Consider the following 25,161-nt stretch of genomic DNA (forward strand, 5'->3'; position numbering starts at 1 on the left):
GTTACGGACATGGATAAACCCTGTCCCTACAACGGAATATCAACAAAAATTGTAGAGACATCTCTGCCAGAGGTGCTACCTCCTTGTGGGTGTCCGTTTTTAAGGCTAACAGTACAAATCGAAAAAACTTAAACATTGAGTAATAGGAGAGTGTTATGAATAAAAATGACTTTGAGAAATTGGTAAAAGAACGGACAGATATTAATGACCTGCTGAATTTCTCAAAACCACCGCTGCTTAATCTGAAACCGGTTGATGTCCATAAGGTTATTGAGGACTCTATTAACGAACTACATCAAGAGATGTTAACCGGGATAGAAATAGAGAAGGATTTCGCCCTTGATGTGCCACTTCTAACAGCAGACCCTGACCGACTCAAACAAGTCTTCGCCAATCTCATCAAGAATGGGGCTGAAGCCATGGAGGAAAAGGGAAAATTAAAAATTAAAAGTGAAAAATTAAAAATTAAGGAAGAAGAGATTGTTCAAATAAGTATTTCTGATACGGGTAAGGGGATACCAACAGAAGAGTTAAGTCGTATCTTTGACCCGTTTTTTACCACAAAAGGTAAAGGCACAGGATTAGGCTTAACCATCTGTCAACACATCATTGAGGCACATAAAGGCACAATTGAGATCAAAAGCAAGGTAGGGGAAGGAACGATTTTTGTGGTTAAGCTTCCGGAAATTACGCCGTAGTTGAAAATTTTAATGCAATAATACTCATAAATTGTAATTGAAAATTACCCATTAAAAGAACCGAAAAAGATGTAAAATGCCTTTAAAAAAAAGAAAGAAAAATAACTACTGCTGCTATGGAATAATCTCTGACCTTTACTATGGAATTTATTTTAACTTTGAGGCCATTTAAACGCTGGCTGGCAAAAGTTGGTTATGAACGAGTGCAGGAAATTGAAAATCCTGAATTGGCAACTAAACGGACAAGAATGCTTTACAAACTCAAGGGATATTCTGATGACTGGATAGAAAAAAGAATGCGCGGAATTGCCATTCGTGAAGAGTTAACTGATGAGTGGCAAAAACGAGGAGCAAAAGAACAAAGAGACTATGAAATTTTAACCGCGGATTTGGTATAACTCCAAGCGAATATAAAAAATTGAAGAGATTAGAAAGAGAAAAATTTGTTTTCTTCTAAGTATTCTTTAATATTTTGCACAAATACCTCAGCCTTTTCTATGAATGGTTCAGCTTGCTCATAGGTAAGTTCAGCATATTCGCGATAATCCCCTCTCTGTCTTAATTCAAAAGCCTTGTTTATTGAATACCCTATCTCCTCAGAAAATACTTTACCTTTAATAAATCGCTTATTGAAGTAAGATAAAACTCCACTATGTTTTGACGATGTAAATGGCTCAAATATTATTAATGCGAGAACTGCATAAAACATTCCATAATAAGCACGATTGATAACTGAACGCGAACTTTTCTTCGCAGAGAGTAAACAAGTTGCTTCCTCAATGCTTTCTTTAGCTTGTTTTAATCTGTATTTAGCTAGTTGAAACTGCTTGTCTTCAATCGTCAAATTTGAACACCTTCTTTCTGGATTATTTTATAAATAGGTGATTCCGACATCGGGCCTTCTTCTATCTCATCCCTACCAAATATAATTATAGACATAAAAGTGTCCTTTTCAAGATTAATCTTAAAAACAATATCATCTATCTGTGATTCTATTTCAGAAGTAATCTTCTCAACTTCAACCATTACATCTATATCTGATTCAGGAGTATCTTCACCTCGAGCTTTTGAACCAAAAAGGCGAAAGTCTACAATCTTAAATTTCTGGGATAGCATCTCTTTTAAATTTCTAAGAGCTATCCTTTCATTTTTTTTTAATGATAAGTTTAATTCTGAACTACTTTGCAATTTATCCATTTATCACCTGCTGCTTAAGATACTTATTAATGAAAATTTGACCTAGAGCAAATTAATCTGATGGCCAACGAGTTTATCTTTTATTGCTCGGTATTATTTCCTATGTCTAGTTTTTGTTAATAACTACTATTAAGATTCTTACAACCTTCTCACTCGCTTTCCCATCCCCTTACCATAAATTTTGTTTATCTTAACCACAGGAAATTATTTCTTATACACCAAAAGACTATTTTCAAACCTTTGAGAAGTGAAGATAACTCTTTCTCTGCCATACCCATACTGAGTCATAATTTGATACCAGTGGTCACTAATAGTGCGAGCTATGTTTTCCTTAGAAGTAGGAGCAAGAAAGGTAGAAAAAGTAAAGCTTTCTACCCCTCTTTTTTTAAGATTACGAAGGAGATGATGAAGAGATTCTTCATTTCTTACCCAGAAGAAACATTTTTCATAGAAGATAGAAGCACATTCTTGTGGTAACCACCAAACATCGGTAATTATTATTTGAGAGTTGAGATCTTTCAAAGATTTTATCTCTTTTAGGATAATATTTTCTTCTTTAAAGTTTTTATAAATTCCTATACCTTGAATAAGGAAGCTAATTAAGCAGAGAAGAATAAATATCTTTTTAGTAATCTTAATTAAGGTAGGTTTAAGATTGAGGTTATTTAAAGAGTAATAAGTAGATAAAGATAAGATGATTAATAAAGGATAAAGAGGTAATAAAAATCTTGGTCCCCATTGTTTATCTCCAAACCCAGGAGGAGTAAATAAGAAGAAGATATAAAAAAGAGAAGTGTAAAAGAGTAAATTCAATCGATCGGGAGATTGTTTTTTTAAAAAGGTAGGAATATTTAAAACTATGATTATCAAAAAAGGAGAAGTAACCAAGAGACCAATAATTCTGGAAAAGCCACATAAACAAGCTATATATGCAGATACAAATAAGATCAGGATAAGCATCATAAGGATGATATTATTTAATCTTCTTAACTTAGGAATTACCTGGAAAGAGAGGATTAAAAAGGTTAAGAAGAGAAAGAGTAAATTTATACTTCGATTGATACCGGTATCAAATAATAAATGATAAAGATCTGAGATTTTGCTCTTTACTAAATAAAGGACTGATTTAGTTTCATACAAGGAGCAATTAATGGAAGCATGAGCACCAATAAGATTTCCAAAAACAGTATAATTGTAACACAAAAGAGGAGAAGTAGCTAATATTAACCCTAAGCTAATAATAGAGATATTTAATAGTTTTTTAGAATAACTTGAAGAATCAATTAAGAAATAAGAGACTATGGTAGCTACAAAGAAGAATACTATTTCTAATCTAAACCAGAGACTAATACCAAATATTAACCCAGAAATAAAGAGTTTAGATATCTTCTGGTCTTTATCTTTAAAGAAAAGATAAAAAGCCAAGAAAGAGAGAAGCATAGCTAAAGAATGTTCCCAAAAGACAGAGCTGTAAAAGAAAATAGGAGTGCAGAAACCAGCTACTAAGATGATCAAGAAAGAGTTTACTTTGGTGATAGACCAGAAGAGTTGGTAAATTAAAAAGATGGTCAAGACAGAGGATAAAAGAGGAAGGATGTATAGACCAAAGGATCCTATTATCTGGTAAAGAAAAGAAGAAAAAAAAGAGAAAGCTATAGGAAAGATAAGATAAAATTTTTTATCTTTTTCATAACAAGGGGGAAATCTAAGAGGAAAATGCTTATGATCTGAATCTAAGTACTCTCCTGGATATTCAATTTGAAGTTTTCCCCAATGATGCTTAATTAAGTTTTGAATTTGGATAAATTTAGCGGCATTATCGCCACTAAAGAAGACTTGATGGGAAGAAAAAGAAAAAGTTAAGGTAAAGTAGATGACACCTATTAAGATTATAGATAAGATATTTTTATTCATCTTACTACTTAAACTTCTGTAATAAAGAATTTAACCGAAGCCTTAAAGGAAATATTAAATTTTGTAATAAAATCTTAAGAGTTAGTTTAGAATCACCAAATTTTCTATCTTCAAAGATGATAGGTATTTCTTTAATGGAAAAGTTATTTTTTTGGCTAGCTATGTAAAGAATTTCTGAAACCAAAGAAGGTCCTTGAGAAATAAGCTTATCTAATCTTATCTTAGCTAAGACTTCTTTTCTAAAACAACGATATCCAGAGGATGGATCTCTTACTTTAAGTCCTAAGATTAATCTTAGGTATACATGGGCAAAAAGGCTTATCCATTTTCTGATAATATGACGATATTTTTCTGCTCCTCCTTTAATAGTTCTTGAACCGATAACCAGATCATAGTCTTGAATTTCTTTTAAAAATTCAGGAATATAAGAAGGATCATGGGATAAGTCAGCATCCATCTCTATTAGACAATCAATCTCTTTTTCTTGGAAAGAGTAGAGCATTCCTTCGATTCCAGCCAGGCCTCTACCTCGTTTTCCCTGGCGGTGAATTATCCTTATTTGAGTATTACGAAGAGCTAATTTATCGACAATCTTTCCTGTGCCATCAGGGGAGTTATCGTCTACCACCAAGATAAGACAACTTATGTTTAGACTTAAGATCTGGTTAATTAATACTTCGATATTTTTAGCTTCGTTATAAGTAGGAATTAAGATTAATGGTTTGGACATATAGGCATCACCTTAAGTCTTTAAAGGGTGTTTTTTTAATTGTTTTGATGATAATAATGACCAAGATTGAGCCTATTGCTAAAAGAGTAAGAATCTTTAAAAAGATTTCAATGCTTTTTACAGTAATAAAAGGAATGCCTTGCCTGGTAAAGACCCAACCTACTTCCTTTTCAACTTGAAGAGTGTGCTTATTTATTAGTTGGATTGCGACGAAATGAGTTCCTTGAATTAAAGGAGCTTTAAGGATTAAACTAAGTTTTTTAGTCTCCTGGTCATAATTATAAGGAAGTGTTTTTTCGTCCAAGGTAGCTGTTATTTGATAGTTACTTAAATTAACAGGTTCTTTAAGCAGGGCAAAAATCTTAGGTTTTTTGTAAAATGTCCAGGTAGCTAAAGGTGGATTTAAGTAGTCGACTTCTAATGGTTTAATATTTAAGATTGAAGCAAATTTTTTTAAATCAAGATTATTATGTATTTCTAAACGATTTAAATTAAAAGGATCAGCCTTTAAGGTATTAGTTCCTCCATGACAGGCTAATAAAGCCTCGTATCCATATTCCTTAGCTTTTTCAATCGTCACTTGGTCGTATTTACCATAAGGATAAGCTAAGTATTTTACTCTTTTATTTAGTTTTTTCTCAATAATCTTCTTTGATTCCAAGAGTTCTCTTTCTAATTGTTTAAGATAAGATTTTTTTATTTCAGTCTTAAAATTTCTTACCAGGGCTCTAGGGTAATGGGTTTTTGAATGTCCCTGGGTATCAATTATTTTACTTGCTTCCATCATCCTTATTTTTTCCCAAGAAAAATCTTTATTTACAAAATTAAGGGTTAAAAATAAGGTAGCTGGAAAGTTAAATCTTTTCAAATAAGGAAAAGCTACCTCATAAACAGTCTTACACCCGTCATCGATAGTAATGACTACTGATTTTTGAGGAAGAGGTAGTTTAAGTTTTAAAGCTTCTATTAGCCTTTCTAAGGGTATCACTTGATAACCCTGAGAAGCTAAGAATTGAAGTTGTTCCAAAAATTGTTGAGGTGGAATATTTATTCTTCTATAATTTTTTTTACAAAAACTATGGTAAGTTAAGATAGGTATAGTCTGGGAAGCAGTAGAGGTATTAACCAAAAATAAAGATAAAAAGGTTAAGGAGATAAGATAGAAAAAAATATTTTTTTTCATAGCTTCTCCTTCTTAAATAAATCTTTTAGATGATAAATTCTTACTTCAGAGACTTCTTTTTTATCAACATTCTTAAAAAAAGCTAAGGTTTTAGAGAAAGAAACAACACAATGTTCAAACCAGTATTGAAAATAAAGGCCTCTATTTTCCTTAATTACCAAGATAGGTTTTATCTTAGATTCTATCTTGACAAGAAGAGGTGAACTTTCTAAAGGAAAGTGGGGGAATTTAGTTATATATTTTTGAGTATCGACTAATAAGTAGTGGTAACCCTCACCATACAAATCTTTTAAATTAGCTAAATTCTTAATACTGCGAATATCCTTGACTAACTTAGGGTCTTTAACATAAAAAAGAGAAACTTGTTCGTGAGTAGTAATATGTTTTAAATCTTTTAAACTTTCTAAAAATTTAAATGACTCCCTTAAACCCGAATTTAAACTTAAGATATTTCTTATCTTAGGTACGGAGAAGATACCAATTAAGATCAAGATAAGGATCAAGATCTTCTTTTTACGGGATGTTGAGGACTTAATTAAATCTTCTAAAGACTTAGCGATAATTAAGAAGATACTTGGTAGAGCAATAACAAAGAATCTAGGGAAGTCAGCGCTATAGAACCCAAAAAAGATTAAAGAAATAAGAAATGGAGAGAGAATAATAAAATGAAGAGGTTGATAAGATTTGATGAGTTTAAATACTCCATAAATAAGTAATAAACAAATAATTATTCCTTCTAATTTATACAAATAGTAAGGGTAAGAAATAAAGTCATAAATATTAAAACTTGCGCTACCCCCAAATCGGTAAAAATTATCGAATAATAATTCAAAATATGTTCTGAAGGAAAAGATAACGTTGGCTCTCCTAAAAATGATTAATACTAAATGGTAAAATAATTCATAGATAGCCAAAGGTAAGATCATGGCTATAGATAAGGTTAAAAACCGCTTCAGATTTTCTGTGGAGAAGTAAGGCCTTTTTCTATAGAAAAAGTATAATTCATATAAAAAGAAGAACATCGGCATTAATATCCAACGGTAGTTACAGCTATAAGCTATTCCTATAAAGAGACCGGAAAGAGCAAGATACCATAAAGAGAAGTATTTGTCTTTGATGCTTTGTAAGTATAAGGTGGTAGCTAAAACAAAGAAAAAGAGGGTATTTATTTCTCCTATTCCTTGTCGAGAATATAATAAATGATATCCTGAGATAGATAGTAAAAAGGCTGTTAATACTCCTACCTGAGAAGAATAAAGTGATTTACCTAAGAGGTAGATTAAAAAAATAGTAGCTAATCCAAAAAAAGCAGACATTAAACTACTGGTATAATCTTTTACCCCGGCCGTAAAAGTACCAAATAGAGCAATTAAACTTGCATGGCCAGGCTTAGGGTTAGCTAAAGGTAATCCCTCCAGGTGGTTAGAGATATAAGTAGCTCTTTCTTGATCGGTAATATTTTTAAAGAAAAGACTCTTAAAAGTATGGCTAAATAGACTCTCTACGAAGACTGCTTCTCGAGAATTAGCAGCTTCGTCAGTAAGGAAAAAGCCTTTTTCCTTGAGGTGATAAAATCTAAGCAGACCCCCTAAAAACAAGATTATAATTAACAAAAGATAAAGAAATAGTTTTTTATTCATTTTTATTCATTTATGAAACTTTAGTTGAAACCAAAAATGGACCATATTGAAAAAAGTTTTAACAATCTTTATAGGATTACTTCCATGGGCTACACCTCTGGTGCGAGGGTAAGAAGAAACATCTACTTCTTTTATCTTAAAGCCTTCTCTTTTAGCCTTAATTAAAGTTTCGATATCCCAAAAAAAGCCAGGGGAAGTAATACTTATTTTGTCAAAGACTTCTCTTTTATAAAGCTTTACCCAACTTGGATCTTTAAACCTTACACCAAAGAGTAACCATATTAAGAAATTATAAACTCTGGTATTAACCTTTCTAAAAAGAGTATATTTTCTATTAATTCTCGTCCCAATTACTATATCTACATTATCTACATTCATATCTAAGAAAGGAGGTAAAAACTTATCAAGTTCAGCGATATTAAATTGATTATCAGCACAAGTAATAAATAATAGATTACTTTTAGCTTGTTTAATTCCTAATCGAATGGCGCTACCCATACCTTCATTTTTAACCAAAGACAATACTTTCACCGCCGGATTATTTTTAGAAATATTAGTGGCCCTTTCAAAAGTTTTATCCACGCTGCCATCATTAACGATGATTACTTCATAATTTGAAGTAAGTTTACATAGGTTTTCTAAAGAACTGGTGATGGCTTCTTCTATATTTTCTTCTTCATTATAAGCAGGCATAATAATAGAAATGCTATTCTTTATCTTAGTCAATCTTTTCTCCAGAAAAGTATTCTTTTAGATCGTAGATCTTAATATAATTTTTTTCTTTCCAAGGAACATTATTAAAGTACTCCTTAGTCTTTTTAAAAGAAATGTTATGTTCAAACCAAACTTGAAGATGAGTACCTCGATTATCAAAAGTAGTATAAAGAGGTTGACACTTAGTTTCAATATCAACTAACAACTGACTTTTTTCTCCTAACCAGTTAGGCCAAGGATGGCTGAAATACTTCATAATGTCCACCAATAAATAATCATAACCTTGATGATAAAACCTTCTTAACTCTTCTTTAGTTTTGACCTTTCTAAAATCAGCTACTAATTTATGGTCAACATAAAAGGTAGAAACCCACCAATGGGTACTGAGATGTTTCTTGTCTTTTAAGAATTGATAAGCTTCGTTAAACCCAGATTTTAAATAAAGAAGGTGAGAGCAATTATAAATTCCAATTCCTAAAATAAGAAGAATGATAATTTTATCAATATTTTTTTTAAGGTTCTGGTTTAAATGATAAAGACCATATCCTGAGGTTAAAGCCATAGCTGGCAAGGAAATAGCTAAATGACGAGCATTATTTTCTTCAAAGAGGCTAAAGAAGATAAAAGGAAGTAAAAATTGAAGTAAGATGTAAAATTTATGCAAATTCATCTTGATGAATAAAAAGATCAAGCCGATAATGAGTAGAAGGGTGATAATAGGACCTTCTAAGTGCCAAATAAGATATGGATAAGTTAAAATATCATTAAAGTTTAAATTACTTTTACTTCCATAAAAGAAGAGGTGTTCAAATAATTGTTCAAAATAAGTAAGGAAGGGGAGAACACCATTATTTCTTCGAAAAACAAGAAGAGCTAAATGGTATGGCACCTCAAATAATAAGATAGGCAAAACCATGCAGAGATTAAGAATAAGGATCCGATTGATCAGGTCCCTATATAATAAAGGTGGTTTTTTAAAGAAGTAGACAATTTCATATATCCATAGAAATACGGGTATTAAAAAGAGCCGATAATTACAAGTATAAGCAATTCCAGCCAGAAGTCCTGAAATAGCTAAAAAAAGCAACTTATACTTAGTGTCATCCTTACAGCTTTTTAGATAAAAGAAGAAGGAAAAAAGAAAGAAGAAGACACTATCCACTTCAGCTAAACCTTCTCTGGAATACATTACATGATATTGAGATAGGGCTAAGATTAAAGCAGAAATCAAAGCAATCTCTTTATTAAATATATTTTTAGCGATCAAGAACAATAAGATAACAGTTAAGACACCAAATATAGCTGAGTTGATAAAAGCTACATATTCGTTGACCTTTCCTTCCCAAAGAGCCAGGGCAGAAATTAAAAGAGTGTGAGTTGGTTTGCTATGCCTTAAAGCAATGCCTTTTGTTTGAATGCGCGTCTTCTGAAGATCTTCTTTATTAAAGATACTTTGGATTCCACTTACCACAAATTGAGTTTCTTGAAGATAATTACCTTCATCGGTTAAGAAGATACCTTTATTGGTAAGATTATAAAAACGGAGAAAACAAGCCAGTAGTATAATTAAGATTAAGAATAAGTAAGTTGTTTTTTTCATAAGGTTAGCTTTTGATTTTTAAGGTTAAACAAACCAAAGGCTTTAAGATCTTCCACCAATCAACAATAGGTTTTACTTTAGTATATTCTTTATATTTTTTAACTTGTAGGTAGAGCTTACTTACTGGAACTTCTTTTATTTTATAACCATACTTAACTACTTGGTAGTGTAAGTAAAACTCTAATTCCGTACCATCTAACCAATCTTGCCAAATATTCAATCTTTTATCTTGAAAGAGGCTGGTCTTATAAGCTCGAAAACCATTAGTAGCATCGCTAGCTTTAGACTTACCTAAAGTAGCTATATTAAGAAGGATAGGGTAAAGGCGAGTACCGATAACTCGATGTAAAGGCATCTGGCCATATCTTCCTCCTTCTAAATAACGAGAGCCTTGAACATAGTCATAGTCTTCTTTAACAATAGGATCTAAAAGGAGAGGAATTTCTGCTGGATTATCTTTATCATTGCCAGCTAAGATCACTATGATCTCAAAGTGGTTAGAGATAGCATAATCAATACCTGTTCTAATGGCACTTCCTAATCCACGTCGTTGCTTGTGACTAATCACTATATCTGCTCCAGCTTCTTTAGCCACCGCCGCAGTACGGTCAGTAGAACCATCATCGACGACACAAATGACATCTACAACATCTTTAGAGATTTTTTTAACTACCTGGCCAATTCTATTTTCCTCGTTAAAAGCTGGTGGTATAGCAATAACTTTTCTTTTAGAGTGCATATTATCTCCTTTATTTTAAGTCTTCATTACTACTTTCATTTTTTTCAGCTGCTCTTCTGCTTCAGTGAAATATTCTTTAATATCACTTTGAGTTTTGATCCATTCTACATACCGGTCTACTCCTTCTTCTATGGTAATTTTAGGTTTCCAACCTAAAGCTTTTAATTTACTGTTATCTGCAAATAAGTGGCGAACCTCTCCTGGTCGAAACTCATTCTTCATTAAAGATTTTATCTCTAAATTATATTTATGGGCTAAAGTTTGAATAAGTTTTAAGACAGTAGTTTGCCCTCCTGTGCCTACATTAAAGACTTGATGGATAGCTTCATCTTTTTCTGCTACTAAAAGATTGGCTTCGGCTACATCTCTTACATAGATAAAGTCTCTGGTTTGATAGCCGTCTTCATAAACAATGGGAGGAAGATTATTTAACATCCGCGTTGAAAAGATAGAGCATACTCCTGTATAAGGATTAAAGATAGATTGCCTGGGCCCATAAGTTACAGAGTATCTAAGGGCTACAGTGGGAATGCCATACCCCTTTCCTAAGCCAATGACTAATCTTTCTTGGGTATACTTAGTGATGGCATAAGTAGTTTCAGCTCCAATATGAGAATTTTCATCAGTAGGCAAAGGCTTAAGATCTAAATTACAAAAAGGACATTTAACTTCCCATTCTCTTTTAGCAAGTTGATTCATTGCTCGTAAGTTAGGATTAATTGGACCATGGGTAGAACAGCTATATTTCCCTTCTCCGTAAACAGCTTGAGAAGAGGCAACTACTAATCTTTTTACAGGGTGTTTTTTAATAATTAATTCTAAGAGAATAGCAGTTCCTAAGCAATTGGCATGGACATATTTAGAAACTTCTGGCATAAAACCACCTTCAGCAGCTTGGTGAAAGACATAATCTACTCCTTCTAAAGCTTTATCCACATCTTCCATCTTACGCATATCACCAAGGATAAACTCTGCTTCCTTGGGAATCCAGGGGGGTTTGCCTTTTAAATGAGTAGGTTTAACCAGACTATCTAAGATTCTTACCTCAAATCCTCTCTCTAAAAGAAGATCGACCAGATGAGAACCTATAAGGCCTGCTCCGCCAGTAACTAATGCTTTCATAATTTTATCCTATCTAAAGAACCGTTTTTTAAATAAGAAGAATAAATTACCAAAACCATCCTTCCAAAGGTTTAACTTACTTTTACCTACTCTCTGACCATAGTAGATAGGTATCTCAATAGCTTTAATGGTCTGGTTAGTAAAAGCCTCAATCTTTAATTCCTGGGATAAAGCCATACCATCACTGGTGAGTTTTATCTTATTTAAGATCTCTTTCTTAAAGACCCACATTCCAGATTGAGAGTCGACAATTACTTTAAAGAATAAGATGGCTAAGACGGTGCTCAGAACAATATTTCCAAAGACTCTTAAAAAGCTCTTCTTTTCTCCAGCATTAGAATGCCAACGGCGGGCAGTAATAAAGGCTACTTCTTCTTCAAAGAGAATATAGAGTAGTAAAGGAATGCTTTCTGGAGGATAAGTTCCATCAGCATCCATAGTGACAATAACATCACCTGTGGCAGCCTTAAAACCTGTTTGGTAAGCTATTCCATAACCTTTCTTTTTTTCTACCACCACTACTACTTTATGACCAAAACTTTTAGCTACTTCTACTGTTTTATCAGTACAGTTATTGTCTACCACAATAATCTCATCTACTATCTCAGGCATCTTGACTAAGATTGCCTTAATTCCTTCTTCCTCGTTATGACAAGGGGTAACTAACGATATTTTCTTATCTTTATACATCTTTACCACCAAATCTTTTTAAGATCTTAGCTAGTTTTATAGCTAAGTATTCTTTTAAAATTCTTGGTAGAAGCCGAGGATTAAATAAGATATTAATAGTCAGGAAACATTCATAGGTACAAAAACACTTAGATTTTTGAATGTATTGACGAGCATGATTAGCTTTTTCACTAAACCAGATCTTCTTAAAGTCATAATTAACTTCTCGAAGGTTCCCTAATGGCAGATCATTGTGGAGTTCACAAGGAAGCACCTCTCCTTTGCTAAGGATAGCTGCACCTAAAGAACCGCCGTAACAAGGAACTTGGTACTGATTTTCTCTAACTAACTTGGTAATAATTTGGTGGCGGATTATTCTTTTAGCATTAATTATATCACAAAATGGAAAGTTATCGTAACCACTTAAGGTTTGTGATTTAATACTCTTTTCTAAAAGTTGGGCATACTTTTCATAGTTATTAATGTTAAAGAATTTAGAGGATGGTTCTCGAGGCTTACCCCGACAAAGTAAAGTAAATAAGTTTTTTGCCTCTAATTCTTTGGTGGCATAATGATAGATATCGAATAATTTACTATCATTATAAGAAGAGACTGTAGTCTCTACATTAATATTAAAATTCTTATAATGTTTTTCTAATTCCCTAAGTTCTTTATAAGTAGCAATGGTCTTTTGAAAAAGACCCTTAACTCCCCGAATATGATCGTGATCTTCACTGATACCATCTATAGAAACATCGACTGTAACCTCTAAGTTAGGATTATTTTCTAAGATTAGTTTAGTAGATTCCACCACTCTTTGGGTTAAGGAACCATTAGTTGGAATACCCACGATCTTTATCTTATTATTAACATGAAATATTCTTACTATTTCAGCAATATCTTTTCTTAAAAAAGGCTCTCCACCTGTGGGAAGTAAGAATAAGAAGTCATCCATACTTTGAGAAATCTTCTCAATCTCATCAATAGTAAGTTCATCCTTAGTAGGAGGAAGATCGCCTAATAAACAATGTTTACATTTAATGTTGCAATTTAAGGTAATGAAGTAGACTAAGTAAAGAGGTAAACTATCTTTCTTATAAAACATCTTCTTGGCATACTTGAGATAACTTAAAGACTTCATCTTTGTTCTCCTTCTTATCTATTTTTTAATATCTTTTCCCTAATAAATAAGCCAAAAAAGCAGATATTACTCCTAAACCTGAAACAAAAGAATCAAGGCAAATAAATAAAGCACTCTTCAGCATAAACAAAGGTCCATTTACTTTTTTCAAAAATAGTAGATAATTAATATTTGAAAATACCGCTACTATTAAAGCTAATAAACCACCGATCAAAAGATAAAAGCTTGATAAAGCTTGTGAAAGTACCAGTAACAAAAGACCAAAATAGACAAGAAAGAGACTAAGGATAAATGAAAAAGGGACCGAAGTATAATTTTTTTGTCTTTCTTTTTTAAAGAAGTTTCTTATAAACATTATGGTAAGTTCATAAGAACGTTTAAAGTCTAATTTTAAAACTTGCTTTAAATTATAATGCTTTATATGTTCTGCTTCAAGCTTTTTATTAGAGTAAACTTTGTAGCCTTGAGTTAATAGTCTTTGGCCAAATTCAGTATCTTCTACATTAGCCTCTTTATATCTTTTATCAAACCCGCCTAACTTTAAAAAAACATCTTTTTTAAAAGCAGTAATACTAGTATAAGATACCCCTATAAAGTCTGGTAAGATTTTATAGGTATAGTGCATCCATAAGTTTTTATACTGACTGGCAAAGTTTTTATACCTTAATTGAGGAGACAAAAGCCCAACTACTCCTGAAATATTCCCCCTCTTAAAATCTTCTTTTATTAAAGAAAGGCTATCAGGATTAATGATAATATCAGCATCAATAAAGAATAATATCTCACTTTGAGCTAGTTTTGCTCCTTCGTTCCGAGCTACTGCAGCCCCGCTATTTTCAGGAAGTTTAATAATTTTACAAGGAAACTCTTGGACTACTTTTAGAGAATGATCAGTAGAGCAGTCATCGACGACTATGACTTCAAGGTTAGGATAACAAGAAGCATAGATAGCTGATAAGCATTCTTTAAGAGTGTAAGCAGCATTATACACCGGCACAATAATAGAGATTAAATTATCTGCCATATAGTTAACTTCTTTCACTTTCAACTTTTAGATTTTGTCCTAAACTTATTTCAGGATATTCCAGAAGAGAGTCTAATACTTACTGCTCCCTTTTGTTTTCTTGTCCTGGCTGACAAAGCTGGCATCTAACGGCTGAATGCTTATATATCAAGATGCTCAAAATTGAGATAATGGTAAATAAAGAGAGAATAGATATCAAGTTTGATTTTGAGAAAAGAAAAAATCCTATATTATAGTCTAAATGATTATTAAAAATTTGGGGTAGTATATAGTCTCTAATAGGATGTTCAAAGAATTGAGGAACTTCTGGATCAATCATTACCGTGATAAACATTAAGAAGATAGAAAGGCAAGTTAAAAGGAGAAAAAGCTTAAAGTAGTGTTTATTTTTGTTAAATATAAAGATGATAGGAAAGGCCATAAAAGGTAACATGGGGATTACATATCTGGGACCAATTCCATATCCTCCATGCCAAGCCGCAAAAGAAGAATTTAATAAAAAAAGGGTTATGGTAGAAATAAGACAGATATAAAATTCCATTCGGAGATGTCTTTCTTTATAAAGATAGTAAAATCCAAGAATACTAAAAAGGAGAACAGGGGAGGTATAAAATACACCCCGATAAGAGCTAAAGAGAATCTGATATAAGATACTTAGTTTAGGTAGGCTAAAGCCAAAAAAACCTTTTCCCATAGCTTTTGCAGCTATTTCCGGAGCTTGGTGGGCATATCCTACATCAAAAGGATTTTCAAAGCATAAATAGTTATAAATCAGAAGAAGAATAAGGGAAGGTAAGGCAAAAAGAAAGTAAAGCCAGAGCTTCTTTTTTTCAGGTAGAGTAATTATTAAGTAGATGAACAAGAGCATAATTATTATGGCGGAAGTGTATTCGGTGATTAAGGCTAATCCAGAAAAAAATCCTACTAAGATGGTACCAAGAGAAGAAGGAATAAGGTTATCTTTTAGTAAATAAATTAAGATAAAAGAGATAAAGCAAAGTATAGCAGCTTGTTGATGGCCATAAAATAAGGTGGAATAAGGAAAACAAAGAGTGCCCAAGGAAAGAGCAAAAGTTAACCAGATATTATACTTAGAAGAATGGTTAAATAATCCTAAAAATCTATAAAAGATCACGGCAAATAGAGCTGAAGGTAAGGATACAGTTATTACTCTGAGTAAGTAATAGATAAAATTTATGCCTACCTTTAATCCAGAAATCTTTATCAGCCAGCAAGGCAGAAGAGCAAATAAAGAAGTACCAATGGCCTTATCGCTATAATAATGACCTTGATATAAGGATTTATCTACTGTATTTTGGTGGTAGCTGTCAATAGTAAGCCTTCCTTCGTAGACTATAGCTCGAGTAAGGTTATATCTGCTCAAGGAATTAACATGGGGTGCGAGGTGAAAGAAGTAGGTATAGCTAACAAATATTACTAAAAATATTAAGATTTCTTTTTGATATTTTTTTAGCATAATTAGCATAAAAATAAAACTAACCTAAGATGATTTTAATGTCAAGAAAAATAAATATCTGTAACACCAAAATGAAAATTTGACATAGAGCAAATTAATTTGACTCCAAGCAAATTTATCTTTTGTTGTTTGGTATTATTTTTTATATAAGGTTTTCGTTAATAACTACTATATCCGATACTTTTTTTATCCACTTTTTTATTTACTCCTTATCTTTCAACACCTTACAACAATTACTTCACAATAATTACGAAAGAACCTATTTTTACTTTCTCTTTTCTCTCTTTTACTTCTTCTCTAAAAATAATCTATTTCTACTATCTTTTTACAAAGTTAGGGAATTCGTAAGAGAGTACCTTCGTCCTTGACCTCCTTCCATGAATCTGCTACATTAATCTTTGTTAATGGTTTTAACATTGACATGGGCGTGTTCCTCCTTTCTTTGGTTTTTGCATTATGGAGGATACGTCCTTTTTCTTTTCTAAGCAAGGAGGAATTTACACAATTTATTTTACACTACCCGTCTCAAAAAAAAATAGCTATTTTTTATGCACAATGGTATAATTTCTTTATCAAGTACAAGATTGAGTTTAAGCCAAGGGTGATAAAGGACTGCAAATCAATCAACAAAAAGATATTGCGATTGATATTTTCAAAGATTGAGATATTATCAGATGCCTTACAAGGAGATGTAAAAAAACTTACTAACTATTCTCCTGAATATTGTTTACGCGCAGGTGATTATAAAATCCTTTTCGAAACAGAAAACGAGAGGATAATTATTTATCGAATTATGCACAGAAAAGAAGCCTATCGGTAAGGAGGGGAAAATGGTAGTGCTACATACAAAGATATTAGAAAAAGACGGGAAAAAAGAATTTGTTGTAATACCTTACGAAGAATTTATACAAATTCAAGAGGAACTTGAAGACTACGAAGGACTAAAAGCACTCCGCGATGCTAAAATAAAAGAAGCAAATGCTCCCACCACTTCATTTAATGAAACAAAGAAAGAATTAGATATTGAATAAATTATAGTGGACCCCAAAAATAAGGAGGTCCCCATGCAAAACTTAAGAAAAAATTATTCACCAGCATTTAAGGCCAAAGTTACTCTGGAGGCTATCAAAGAGGAAAAAACTTCATCTGAATTAGCCAGTCAATACCAGGTTCACGCCGGTCAAATTAGAAATTGGAAGCATATTCTAAGAGAAAGAATTATAGATATATTTAACGGTAATAAAAGAAAGACGAAGGACAATAAAGACGAACTTATCCAATTAAGAAAAAGATAAGCTCGGCTATATCAGAAGGGATTAACAATAAAATTAAGCAGCTTAAACGTATAGCTCACGGATACAAGGATGTTGAGTCCTTTAGGCTGAAAATTCACCAGCCTTGCGGGTTACTAAATCATAGGAGATATCTACAATAATTACGAAAGAACCCTAAAATCTGTTAGCCACAAATAGAAATGTCCTATTTTGTATTAGATAAAAAAGATCTTTTATATGGGTTTATCTTAAATCTTCTCCATGGATGATCTATTGGAGAAATATCATCTTTCTTATCTTTAATTGCTCTTTTTCTTCTTTTGGTTTTAATGGTCTTTTCTCTATCTTTTTGTATTTGAGTTCAATACCATTGTATATAATATGTATGGTATTGTCTATTCTTTCTTCTACCACTACAGAATAAACCCCGTTAGATAGTAAACATCTAACGGGGTTTATTCTGGTATTTAAGGGAGTTTCTTCAATCGTCAAATCATTCTTAATTTATAGTTATTTACTTGTCAACAACTCACAACTAAATTGTTTCCTTACTTCTCTCCAATTTAAGATGGTACAAGGTATTTGAGAAACAGCTGTAGCAATCGCTGTTCCTACAGCACCGTATTTAGGTATTAAAAAAATATTTAAGATGATATTTATAGCCATAGAAATACTCATATTGACAACTCTTTTCCGTACAAGCTGTTGATAATTTAAAAAAGCATCAAAAAACACTAAGAAAGAAAGGCATATCACATATAAAGTTAAAATTCGAAGAGGTAGAACGGAAGGCAGATATTTTATTCCAAAAATAAATGGTATAAAAAATCCTGAAAAGAACAAAAGCGTAACAGCTATAGGTAAAAAAATATAAAAATTTCTTTTTAATAGAGAATGAAATAACCTTTCGAGTTCTTTCTTATTTTCTTTGTTTAACTTTGCAAAAACAGGCATTACTCCCATAGCCATAGCCAGACTTATATGTGGTAGATTGCCTGCAATCTGTTTTGCCACAGCATAAATACCAACTTCTCTATCAGTGCTTAATAATCCCAGCATGACAGTATCGATTTCTGTTAAAACCAAATAATTTATACCTACAACGAACAGAGGCAAACTATACTTGAGAATATCTTTTGTAAAATCTTCCTTTTCTGGTAACATGCTTTTATTATAAAAATTTTTATAAAGTAGATAAACTCCTATTGTAAAAGATATCGTCGTAGCCCCAACAAAAGAACTCAACACACTCAGCAATTTAAGAGAAAAATTTAAAAATACTATGGTTAATATTAACTTTAACCCAAATTCTATTAAGGCAATGATAAAATTAAACCTTATTCTATGTAGTCCTATGAAAATATTTTTTAATAATTCTAAAAATCCAGCAGACAAAATTAATACTGAAGAAAATAAAAAAAGTGTAGCAAATTCAGGTCTGCCAATAAGGTTTGCCAGAAAGTTGTGAATAAAAAATAGTAAGAAGGCAAAAGCTAAATTAAAGATCAAGCCTAATTTTAAAGAATTTTTCAATACTACACTAAGTTTTTCTGTTCCACTATATTGGGCTATATATTTTTGGGCAGAAGAACTTATTCCAAAACAAGAAAAAAATAAGATGATAGTGAATATAGAATAAAAAAAAGACCACATTCCATATTTTTCTACCTTCAAAGTTCTGGCAAGATAAATGTTTAATGAAAGATATAATAAAAAAGAGACACCTTTAGTCGAGAAACTCCAAAAGACTTCCTTTGCTAATTTATTTTTAATAAAATAGTTTACTATGGCAAACATTTTTTAACACCGTTGGAGAAAGTTTAAAATATTTTCTTCTTAATTGTAGTTACTCAGGTTACCAGAATACGAAGATTAAAAGTTAGAGCGCAGATTTTATGATTTTCTTGCAGTTATTATCATTCTTCCGGCGGCAAAAGGTGATAATAGTGTTCCTATTATCTGGGCAAATATCATTTTTACTAGATACGGCATTCTACTGAATATTACAGCAAATATCTTTGGAAAAAGTTTTTTTCCATATTTACTGTAATATAAAAAACTTCTGATTATGTCAGATGGCACAATTTCAGATTTTATTACTATTTTATTAAAACCAATTTTTATTAATAATTTTTCAATACCTAATTTTGTAAAATGTACTCTGTGCCTTGGAAGGTCAAGCCCTGACGATAATTTTCCAAAAAGTTTAAATTCTTGTGAATCAAATCGCGGTACTTTAATAAACATACAACCATTATCGTCAATTCCGTTATGGTAAATATTTTTCAAACAACCCAAAAAATCATTAAGATGTTCTAATGTATGTCTGATAACTATTACGTGATATTTTTTTTTAAATATTATATCCGACGCATATCTCTGCTGTAGTATAATTCCGTAATTTTGTTTTGCATATTCTACACCGCTCTTACTAGGTTCAATACCTTCAACATGAAATCCTTTTTTTTTTGCTTCATTTAAAAATTCGCCTCTCCCAGATCCGATTTCAAATAACGAACAATTTGTTTTACCTACTATTTTTCTAATTATTTTTAGGTCACTTCTATATTTTTTTGTTTGAAGCCATGCAGGGAACGATTTTTTAGGTTTATATGCTTCATAATCTTTGGGATAGTAATCTGAGAGTTCTTCATTGGTCATTGGAGGAACAGATATTCCTATTTCACAATTGTTGCAATAAACAATTCCAAATGTCGGAGAATTACCGTTCAAGATAAAATAGTCTTTTCCATCGTTAATGATAACCCTGCATTCTGAATTGCAAACTGGACAAGGATAATTAAAATTCATATATACTCCTTATGCTTTTCTTAAATTATTCTCTGAGGTTTACTTTTTGGAGAAATGATCCTATAAGCATTCATTATTCTCTTAGCTACACTGTCCCACGAATATTCATCAACAGCTTTTTTTCTTAGTTTCTCTCCTAAAACTTGTCTAAGATTTTCATCCTTTAAAAGTTTCTTTATTCCATTGGCAAGTGAGATTGGATCTTCTTTTTTGGCATAGATTCCAAGATCGCCTAATGTTTCTTTGCTCATATTCCTATCTGAACAAACAATAGGTAATCTCATGGCCATATAATTGTATAACTTACCATCAGCCTCTGATTCTGCAATTTTTGGAGCCACTGCAATATCTCCTAAAGCAAGATACATGGGTGCTTCTTTATAATTTATTTTACCAGTGAAAGTAATGTTACCTAATATTCCATATTTCTCGGCAACCATCTTGTAAAATTCAACATTCGGATAACCCATTATTAAAAAGTGAACATCATTTATATCTTTTAGAATATATGGTATTGCTTCAAGCAACCAATCAACTCCCTGATATTTTGCCAAAAGGCCCATATAAACTACTACTTTCTTATTCTTTGAAAGATTTAGGCTATTACGTAAGTTTTCTACATCATAACCTGGTCTAAAAATATCCGTATCAACACCATCCATAGAGAGCAGTACCTTCTCTTTATTTATCTTAAACTCATTTATAATTTGATCTTTCATTTGCGTGGATTGAGTAATTATCAGGTTTGATTTAGAAAGGATCTTTTTTTCAAAAAAATACATAAGTTTATAAAAAGTAGTTCCTTCGGAAATGAAATTATGAGCCTTTAATTCAGAAACCAAACTACCTTGAAAATCAAAGAGTAAAGGTTTTTTAGTATATTTACTCACAAAATAGCCAATAAAGGCACCTTCATGTAAGTGTCCATGTATAATATCAGGTTTAAATTTTTTAGCAACTGCTAACGATTTATAGAGCAATAAAATATCTACATAAAATTTATGGTATGAAGGGCCTGCTTCTAATTTCTTGTACCATGGAATGTTTATCGTTCTTTTTATATTAACACCTTCCATATCTCTTCCACTATGATAAGTACATAAAACAATTTCGTTTCCTAATTTTTGAAGGGATTTTATTTCCTCATAGATTTGAGTATGGCATCCACGATCAGCAAAGAAAGGGGTTGGAGCAATCATTAAAATCTTATACATAAAAACTCACTTTTTTTTAAATTTTTTTATAGTATCAATTATCATATTTACATCTGAATCAGATAAATCTGGATATAAAGGTAAGGTTAATAGTTTTTTCCAAACTTTATCTGATACTGGAGTAAATTGTCCAAATTTTCTATACATAGAATAATGATTGTTAGGAATATAATGCACTCCTGTAGATATTCCTTTTTCTTGCAAGTAAATATTTAATTCATTCCTATAATCTGTTTTGATAACATAATTATGGTAAGCACATTTGGCATATTTCTTTATGGTTGGTACTTCAATCCAACTTACAGATTTAAAAGCATTAGTATATGCTTCAGAGATTTCTCTTCTTCTATTATTCATAGAGTCTAATTTTTTAAGTTGTACTAAACCAATTGCTGCTTGAATATCATTCATATGATATTTATATCCAATATCTTCAATACTATAATACCATGAATATTTTTCATCTTTCTCTTCGCGATCCCATGTATCTCTTGATACTCCAAGCCATCTTAACTTTCTAAGTTTTTCACATATTTCAGCATCATTTGTGGTAATCATTCCACCATCTCCAGTAGCAAGATTTTTAACAGCATGGAAACTAAAACATCCAATATCTCCAATAGAACCTAATTTTTTCTCTTTATATTCTCCTCCACAACCATGGGCAACATCTTCGATAACCTTAAGATCATATTTCTTTGCCATCTCCAAAATTAGATCCATCTCGCATGAATGACCACCATAATGCACCGTGATAATAGCCTTAGTTTTGTTTGTTATATTTTTTTTAATTTCATCGACATTAATATTTAAAGTGTCTGAATATATATCTGTAAAGACGGGAATCCCATTATTATAAAGAATAGCATGATTTGTAGAAACGAATGTCATGGGAGTTGTTATGACTTCATAATTTTCGATTTCCATTAGTCTTAATGCTAAATGAAGAGAAGCGGTACAAGAGTTAGTTGCAACTGCATATTTAACTCCTATATAATTAGCAAACTTTTTTTCAAATTCTGTAGTTTTTGGCCCCAACCCAATCCAGCCACTTTTAAATGGCTCTTTTAAGGCTTCTAATTCTTCATCGTTAAATGACGGTTTAAAAACTGGAATCATTTTATTATCTTCAAATATAGACTATTTTTTGTTTTTGAGCACTTAGCCGGCTCACCCTGCAAATGAGAAGCTTTGTTGTATTATTATAAAGATAATTTTATCAACCAGAAACTTTGTAAAGATATAAATTTACCTTAACAAAGTTTAATTCAAGGACTTCCTTAAGTTTAGAATAATTGTTTTCTATAAATTCATTAATATTTTCATTTTTGTAAACTCCTATATTGCTTTCTACAAGCCATATTCTTTTATGGTTTTTTAAAAGAGAGCTTAATAGTTGATAATAATGATTTTGTTGATCTGAAAAGTATTTAGTTTTCAAATTACCTCCATGGTAATAATTATTATAGTAGACACCAAAAACCACTCCTGGCCACTCAGAGTTAATACAAATTATATCTCCTTCTTTTTCATTTTCTTGGATATATAAAGCAACTTCGCGATATTGATCTTTTGTAAAAGCTTCTTGGGTAAAAAAAGCATAGGAAGAAGATAAAGAGATAATAAAAATAAACAAAATGGTCATGTATTTTAAGAAGGACACCTTAAGATTATCTACCCCAGTGGCTACTATTATTAGGTAGACTGGAAGGATGGAGACAAGATAGCGAGCGTTAAAAATAGGTTTAAAGTAGATAGAAATAAGGTAGATAAACAGAGGGTAGAATAAGATATAGATAGAAAGAACCAGATGGTTTGTAACAAAGGTTAAATTTTTACTATTTCTGAAGATAGGATATAAAAATCCCCATATAAAAAGGAGTAAAAATAAAAGTTTAGCTAGTTTTCTAAATAGAGAGCTTATGTTTGGATTAGATAACAAAAAGCTAATACTACTTAGATCAGAGCAAAAGACATCTTTAAGACTGTAAATATTAGGTGGTTTTAGCCAATCAATGGCGGTAGAAGCACCTGTAGCAACTGGAATAAAGAAAACTTTAAAAACAGGAATTAAGATAGGAACTATGGTTATAAGTATTATTATTTGAACTAAAAACCAGTTTCTAAATCTTAGCTTGTATTTTTTAAATAAAAATAGATAGACAAGATTTAGATAGACAAAAGTAAAAGCATAAAAATAATGAGTCCAGAAGCCTAATATAGAGAAGATGCAGAAGAGAATAAGATGTTTTAGTTTGTTTTCTTGTAAATAAGAATTAAAACTAAAGATTCCAAGAAGAGAGAGAGGGATTAATAAGATATATTCTCGAACTTCTTGACAATATTGAAGATGAAAAGTAGATAAAGAAAGGAATAAAGCTGCTAATAAACCAGTGTTTTTTCCATAAAATTTTTTGGTAAATTGATAAATTATTAAGATGGTAAAAAGACCTATTATCGTTGATAATACTCTGGTAGTAAACTCATGAATACCAAGATAAGTCCAAAAATATAGGAGTATGTAATAGAGGGGAGGGTGATTACTATTATCTCCCGCAAAATAATCTTGAAAATACTTTTTAAAATTTAATACACAATCAACTGATTGTCCTTCATCTAACCAATAACTTTCAAATCCTAAATGATAAAAGCGGAGAAAAGCTCCTCCAAAAAGAATTAATATGATAAATTTCTGCTGGTTAATAAACGAAGTTATCTTATTTTTGTAGTTAGCCATAATAACAATCAACTTATTTTAAATATGGAGATTAAATATTTAAACTATCCTTTATAGTATAAGTGTTCTTGTTTTGTGCTTCATGATAAGTTCTAATCATAATTTCAGCTAAAAGGCCAATTAAAAAGAACTGAAAACTTAGAATAACTAACATAGACGATAAGAGCAATAGAGGGCTACGAATCATAGAGACACCATAAAGAAACTTATCTAAAATCAGTATAATTAAGAACATAAATCCACTACATAGAAACAGAAGACCCCAACCACCAAAGAGATATAAAGGTTTAGCTGCATATGAAGAGAGAAATTTAATAGTAATAAGATCTAATAATACCTTAAAAGTTCTTATTATTCCATATTTTGATCTTCCATGAACCCTTGGTCGATGATTAACTATAATTTCTTCAATCTTACCCCCCATCCAAGAAGTATATACAGGAATAAAGCGATGCATCTCTCCATAGAGTTTAATGTCTTTAATAACCTCTCTTTTGTAAGCTTTTAAGGTACAACCATAATCATGTAAACGTACACCAGTAACAACAGAGATTAGCTTATTAGCTATCATAGAAGGTAACCTCTTAGAAAAAAACTTATCTTTTCTATTCTTTCTCCAGCCGCTTACCACATCATACCCTTTCTCAATCTTTTCTAAAAGCTTTGGAATATCGCGAGGATCATTTTGTAGATCAGCGTCTATGGGTATAATTATTTCTCCTTTTGAAAGATTAATTCCTGCAGACAAAGCAGCAGTTTGACCAAAATTCCTTCGGAAATTTATTACTTTTATATGTTGATCTTGGACAGCTATACTACTTAAGATTTTTTCACTCTCATCATCACTACCATCGTTTATATAGATAATTTCCCAAATTTTATTGAGTTTACTTAAGACTGCCGTAACTTCTTCATTAAACTTTAAAAGATTATTTTCTTCGTTATAAACAGGAACAATTACAGAAATATTAACCTTTAAATTACTTTCCATTTTAACCTCCAAAAAGCAACTATTCAGATAATTATCTGAGGTGGACCCATTTGTCAAGGCAATTTTTTAGGTGATAACGTCAAGAATTTTGTGTAAACTCTTGACGTTACCTTGCCCGAATCCCTGTTAGCCACAAATGAAAATATTTCTGTAATACCAAAATGAAAATGTCCTAATCTGGCAAAATGAAAATGTCCTGTTTAAGGATGTAAAATATCCCTCAAAAAAGGAGGGAGAAATGGAAGAAAAGGACATTTTCGAAATGAGCAAAAAAGAGTGGGCAAGA

The 25,161-nt window shown here is 31.5% G+C and carries 26 protein-coding genes and 1 pseudogene; 6 read left to right on the plus strand and 21 right to left on the minus strand.

The window, feature by feature from the left end; all coding sequences use genetic code 11:
- Positions 1–155: 155 nt before the first annotated feature.
- Both KJ849_07685 and KJ849_07690 read left to right on the plus strand, forming a co-directional pair.
- The gene (locus tag KJ849_07685) at positions 156–698 is read left to right on the plus strand and encodes a GHKL domain-containing protein (protein MBU2600438.1); all 543 of its coding nucleotides are present in this window, start codon (positions 156–158) and stop codon (positions 696–698) included.
- Positions 699–862: 164 nt separating this feature from the next.
- Positions 863–1,137: pseudogene (locus tag KJ849_07690) on the plus strand (phage antirepressor protein).
- Here KJ849_07690 and KJ849_07695 read toward each other — a convergent pair.
- From KJ849_07695 to KJ849_07760, 14 genes are all read right to left on the minus strand, one after another.
- Positions 1,126–1,542 carry a HEPN domain-containing protein gene (locus tag KJ849_07695; protein ID MBU2600439.1) on the minus strand — a complete coding sequence of 139 codons (417 nt, stop codon included), beginning with the start codon at positions 1,540–1,542 and terminating at the stop codon, positions 1,126–1,128. The pseudogene KJ849_07690 and the gene KJ849_07695 overlap by 12 nt on opposite strands.
- Positions 1,539–1,895 (minus strand): nucleotidyltransferase domain-containing protein, encoded by a 357-nt coding sequence (locus KJ849_07700; protein ID MBU2600440.1) that lies wholly within the window; start codon positions 1,893–1,895, stop codon positions 1,539–1,541. The genes KJ849_07695 and KJ849_07700 overlap by 4 nt, the downstream gene beginning before the upstream one ends.
- Before the next feature lie 204 nt (positions 1,896–2,099).
- Complete coding sequence (locus tag KJ849_07705; protein ID MBU2600441.1) at positions 2,100–3,809, minus strand: glycosyltransferase family 39 protein; 1,710 nt, start codon at positions 3,807–3,809, stop codon at positions 2,100–2,102.
- Between the two features lie 4 nt (positions 3,810–3,813).
- Positions 3,814–4,539 (minus strand): polyprenol monophosphomannose synthase, encoded by a 726-nt coding sequence (locus tag KJ849_07710; GenBank protein ID MBU2600442.1) that lies wholly within the window; start codon positions 4,537–4,539, stop codon positions 3,814–3,816.
- A gap of 7 nt (positions 4,540–4,546) precedes the next feature.
- Positions 4,547–5,722, minus strand: a complete 1,176-nt coding sequence (locus tag KJ849_07715) for a polysaccharide deacetylase family protein (protein ID MBU2600443.1) — start codon at positions 5,720–5,722, stop codon at positions 4,547–4,549.
- On the minus strand, positions 5,719–7,362 hold the full coding sequence (locus KJ849_07720; GenBank protein MBU2600444.1) for a glycosyltransferase family 39 protein: 1,644 nt from the start codon (positions 7,360–7,362) through the stop codon (positions 5,719–5,721). Before KJ849_07720 ends, KJ849_07715 begins: the two co-directional genes overlap by 4 nt.
- A 6-nt stretch (positions 7,363–7,368) precedes the next feature.
- Positions 7,369–8,088: a glycosyltransferase family 2 protein gene (locus KJ849_07725; protein ID MBU2600445.1), complete on the minus strand. Its 720-nt coding sequence runs from the start codon at positions 8,086–8,088 to the stop codon at positions 7,369–7,371.
- Positions 8,081–9,676 carry a glycosyltransferase family 39 protein gene (locus KJ849_07730; GenBank protein ID MBU2600446.1) on the minus strand — a complete coding sequence of 532 codons (1,596 nt, stop codon included), beginning with the start codon at positions 9,674–9,676 and terminating at the stop codon, positions 8,081–8,083. Before KJ849_07730 ends, KJ849_07725 begins: the two co-directional genes overlap by 8 nt.
- 4 nt (positions 9,677–9,680) lie before the next feature.
- The gene (locus tag KJ849_07735; GenBank protein ID MBU2600447.1) at positions 9,681–10,415 is read right to left on the minus strand and encodes a glycosyltransferase family 2 protein; all 735 of its coding nucleotides are present in this window, start codon (positions 10,413–10,415) and stop codon (positions 9,681–9,683) included.
- 15 nt (positions 10,416–10,430) lie between these two features.
- Positions 10,431–11,537: an NAD-dependent epimerase/dehydratase family protein gene (locus KJ849_07740; protein MBU2600448.1), complete on the minus strand. Its 1,107-nt coding sequence runs from the start codon at positions 11,535–11,537 to the stop codon at positions 10,431–10,433.
- A gap of 9 nt (positions 11,538–11,546) precedes the next feature.
- Entirely contained in the window at positions 11,547–12,227 is a 681-nt protein-coding gene (locus KJ849_07745; protein MBU2600449.1) for a glycosyltransferase family 2 protein, read from the minus strand.
- Positions 12,220–13,347, minus strand: a complete 1,128-nt coding sequence (locus KJ849_07750) for a radical SAM protein (GenBank protein MBU2600450.1) — start codon at positions 13,345–13,347, stop codon at positions 12,220–12,222. The genes KJ849_07745 and KJ849_07750 overlap by 8 nt, the downstream gene beginning before the upstream one ends.
- 25 nt (positions 13,348–13,372) lie before the next feature.
- A complete protein-coding gene (locus KJ849_07755; protein ID MBU2600451.1) occupies positions 13,373–14,371 on the minus strand; it encodes a glycosyltransferase family 2 protein in 999 nt (332 codons plus the stop codon).
- A 79-nt stretch (positions 14,372–14,450) separates the two neighbouring features.
- Positions 14,451–15,857, minus strand: coding sequence for a hypothetical protein (locus KJ849_07760; GenBank protein MBU2600452.1), 1,407 nt, complete (start codon positions 15,855–15,857; stop codon positions 14,451–14,453).
- Between the two features lie 562 nt (positions 15,858–16,419).
- Between KJ849_07760 and KJ849_07765 the strand changes: the two genes are divergently transcribed.
- The 4 genes from KJ849_07765 to KJ849_07780 are packed head-to-tail and all read left to right on the plus strand — an operon-like array spanning position 16,420 to position 17,283.
- On the plus strand, positions 16,420–16,668 hold the full coding sequence (locus tag KJ849_07765; protein ID MBU2600453.1) for a type II toxin-antitoxin system RelE/ParE family toxin: 249 nt from the start codon (positions 16,420–16,422) through the stop codon (positions 16,666–16,668).
- 10 nt (positions 16,669–16,678) lie between these two features.
- The gene (locus tag KJ849_07770; GenBank protein MBU2600454.1) at positions 16,679–16,879 is read left to right on the plus strand and encodes a type II toxin-antitoxin system Phd/YefM family antitoxin; all 201 of its coding nucleotides are present in this window, start codon (positions 16,679–16,681) and stop codon (positions 16,877–16,879) included.
- Between the two features lie 33 nt (positions 16,880–16,912).
- On the plus strand, positions 16,913–17,143 hold the full coding sequence (locus KJ849_07775) for a transposase (protein MBU2600455.1): 231 nt from the start codon (positions 16,913–16,915) through the stop codon (positions 17,141–17,143).
- Positions 17,128–17,283, plus strand: coding sequence for a transposase (locus KJ849_07780; protein ID MBU2600456.1), 156 nt, complete (start codon positions 17,128–17,130; stop codon positions 17,281–17,283). Before KJ849_07775 ends, KJ849_07780 begins: the two co-directional genes overlap by 16 nt.
- 109 nt (positions 17,284–17,392) lie before the next feature.
- On the opposite strand, the gene KJ849_07785 is transcribed toward KJ849_07780, so the two are convergent.
- From KJ849_07785 to KJ849_07815, 7 genes are all read right to left on the minus strand, one after another.
- Positions 17,393–17,614 carry a hypothetical protein gene (locus tag KJ849_07785; GenBank protein MBU2600457.1) on the minus strand — a complete coding sequence of 74 codons (222 nt, stop codon included), beginning with the start codon at positions 17,612–17,614 and terminating at the stop codon, positions 17,393–17,395.
- Positions 17,615–17,632: 18 nt separating this feature from the next.
- Positions 17,633–18,919 carry a flippase gene (locus KJ849_07790; protein ID MBU2600458.1) on the minus strand — a complete coding sequence of 429 codons (1,287 nt, stop codon included), beginning with the start codon at positions 18,917–18,919 and terminating at the stop codon, positions 17,633–17,635.
- Between the two features lie 96 nt (positions 18,920–19,015).
- Positions 19,016–19,933 (minus strand): class I SAM-dependent methyltransferase, encoded by a 918-nt coding sequence (locus KJ849_07795; GenBank protein ID MBU2600459.1) that lies wholly within the window; start codon positions 19,931–19,933, stop codon positions 19,016–19,018.
- A gap of 20 nt (positions 19,934–19,953) precedes the next feature.
- Positions 19,954–21,147 carry a glycosyltransferase family 4 protein gene (locus KJ849_07800; protein MBU2600460.1) on the minus strand — a complete coding sequence of 398 codons (1,194 nt, stop codon included), beginning with the start codon at positions 21,145–21,147 and terminating at the stop codon, positions 19,954–19,956.
- 6 nt (positions 21,148–21,153) lie between these two features.
- Complete coding sequence (locus tag KJ849_07805; protein MBU2600461.1) at positions 21,154–22,266, minus strand: DegT/DnrJ/EryC1/StrS family aminotransferase; 1,113 nt, start codon at positions 22,264–22,266, stop codon at positions 21,154–21,156.
- 100 nt (positions 22,267–22,366) lie between these two features.
- Positions 22,367–23,884 (minus strand): glycosyltransferase family 39 protein, encoded by a 1,518-nt coding sequence (locus tag KJ849_07810; GenBank protein MBU2600462.1) that lies wholly within the window; start codon positions 23,882–23,884, stop codon positions 22,367–22,369.
- A 31-nt stretch (positions 23,885–23,915) separates the two neighbouring features.
- A complete protein-coding gene (locus tag KJ849_07815; protein ID MBU2600463.1) occupies positions 23,916–24,875 on the minus strand; it encodes a glycosyltransferase family 2 protein in 960 nt (319 codons plus the stop codon).
- Positions 24,876–25,161 lie beyond the last annotated feature (286 nt).

This window comes from bacterium, from assembly GCA_018830565.1.
In the GTDB taxonomy this organism is placed as follows: Bacteria; UBA9089; JAHJRX01; order JAHJRX01; family JAHJRX01; genus JAHJRX01.

Excerpts from the sequence above, each read along its gene's own strand:
- KJ849_07685 (MBU2600438.1), top strand. The coding sequence starts at position 156 with ATGAATAAAAATGACTTTGAGAAATTGGTAAAAGAACGGACAGATATT.
- KJ849_07700 (MBU2600440.1), bottom strand. The coding sequence starts at position 1,895 with ATGGATAAATTGCAAAGTAGTTCAGAATTAAACTTATCATTAAAAAAA.
- KJ849_07705 (MBU2600441.1), bottom strand. The coding sequence starts at position 3,809 with ATGAATAAAAATATCTTATCTATAATCTTAATAGGTGTCATCTACTTT.
- KJ849_07710 (MBU2600442.1), bottom strand. The coding sequence starts at position 4,539 with ATGTCCAAACCATTAATCTTAATTCCTACTTATAACGAAGCTAAAAAT.
- KJ849_07715 (MBU2600443.1), bottom strand. The coding sequence starts at position 5,722 with ATGAAAAAAAATATTTTTTTCTATCTTATCTCCTTAACCTTTTTATCT.
- KJ849_07720 (MBU2600444.1), bottom strand. The coding sequence starts at position 7,362 with ATGAATAAAAAACTATTTCTTTATCTTTTGTTAATTATAATCTTGTTT.
- KJ849_07730 (MBU2600446.1), bottom strand. The coding sequence starts at position 9,676 with ATGAAAAAAACAACTTACTTATTCTTAATCTTAATTATACTACTGGCT.
- KJ849_07735 (MBU2600447.1), bottom strand. The coding sequence starts at position 10,415 with ATGCACTCTAAAAGAAAAGTTATTGCTATACCACCAGCTTTTAACGAG.
- KJ849_07740 (MBU2600448.1), bottom strand. The coding sequence starts at position 11,537 with ATGAAAGCATTAGTTACTGGCGGAGCAGGCCTTATAGGTTCTCATCTG.
- KJ849_07745 (MBU2600449.1), bottom strand. The coding sequence starts at position 12,227 with ATGTATAAAGATAAGAAAATATCGTTAGTTACCCCTTGTCATAACGAG.
- KJ849_07750 (MBU2600450.1), bottom strand. The coding sequence starts at position 13,347 with ATGAAGTCTTTAAGTTATCTCAAGTATGCCAAGAAGATGTTTTATAAG.
- KJ849_07755 (MBU2600451.1), bottom strand. The coding sequence starts at position 14,371 with ATGGCAGATAATTTAATCTCTATTATTGTGCCGGTGTATAATGCTGCT.
- KJ849_07760 (MBU2600452.1), bottom strand. The coding sequence starts at position 15,857 with ATGCTAATTATGCTAAAAAAATATCAAAAAGAAATCTTAATATTTTTA.
- KJ849_07770 (MBU2600454.1), top strand. The coding sequence starts at position 16,679 with ATGGTAGTGCTACATACAAAGATATTAGAAAAAGACGGGAAAAAAGAA.
- KJ849_07775 (MBU2600455.1), top strand. The coding sequence starts at position 16,913 with ATGCAAAACTTAAGAAAAAATTATTCACCAGCATTTAAGGCCAAAGTT.
- KJ849_07790 (MBU2600458.1), bottom strand. The coding sequence starts at position 18,919 with ATGTTTGCCATAGTAAACTATTTTATTAAAAATAAATTAGCAAAGGAA.
- KJ849_07795 (MBU2600459.1), bottom strand. The coding sequence starts at position 19,933 with ATGAATTTTAATTATCCTTGTCCAGTTTGCAATTCAGAATGCAGGGTT.
- KJ849_07800 (MBU2600460.1), bottom strand. The coding sequence starts at position 21,147 with ATGTATAAGATTTTAATGATTGCTCCAACCCCTTTCTTTGCTGATCGT.
- KJ849_07805 (MBU2600461.1), bottom strand. The coding sequence starts at position 22,266 with ATGATTCCAGTTTTTAAACCGTCATTTAACGATGAAGAATTAGAAGCC.
- KJ849_07810 (MBU2600462.1), bottom strand. The coding sequence starts at position 23,884 with ATGGCTAACTACAAAAATAAGATAACTTCGTTTATTAACCAGCAGAAA.
- KJ849_07815 (MBU2600463.1), bottom strand. The coding sequence starts at position 24,875 with ATGGAAAGTAATTTAAAGGTTAATATTTCTGTAATTGTTCCTGTTTAT.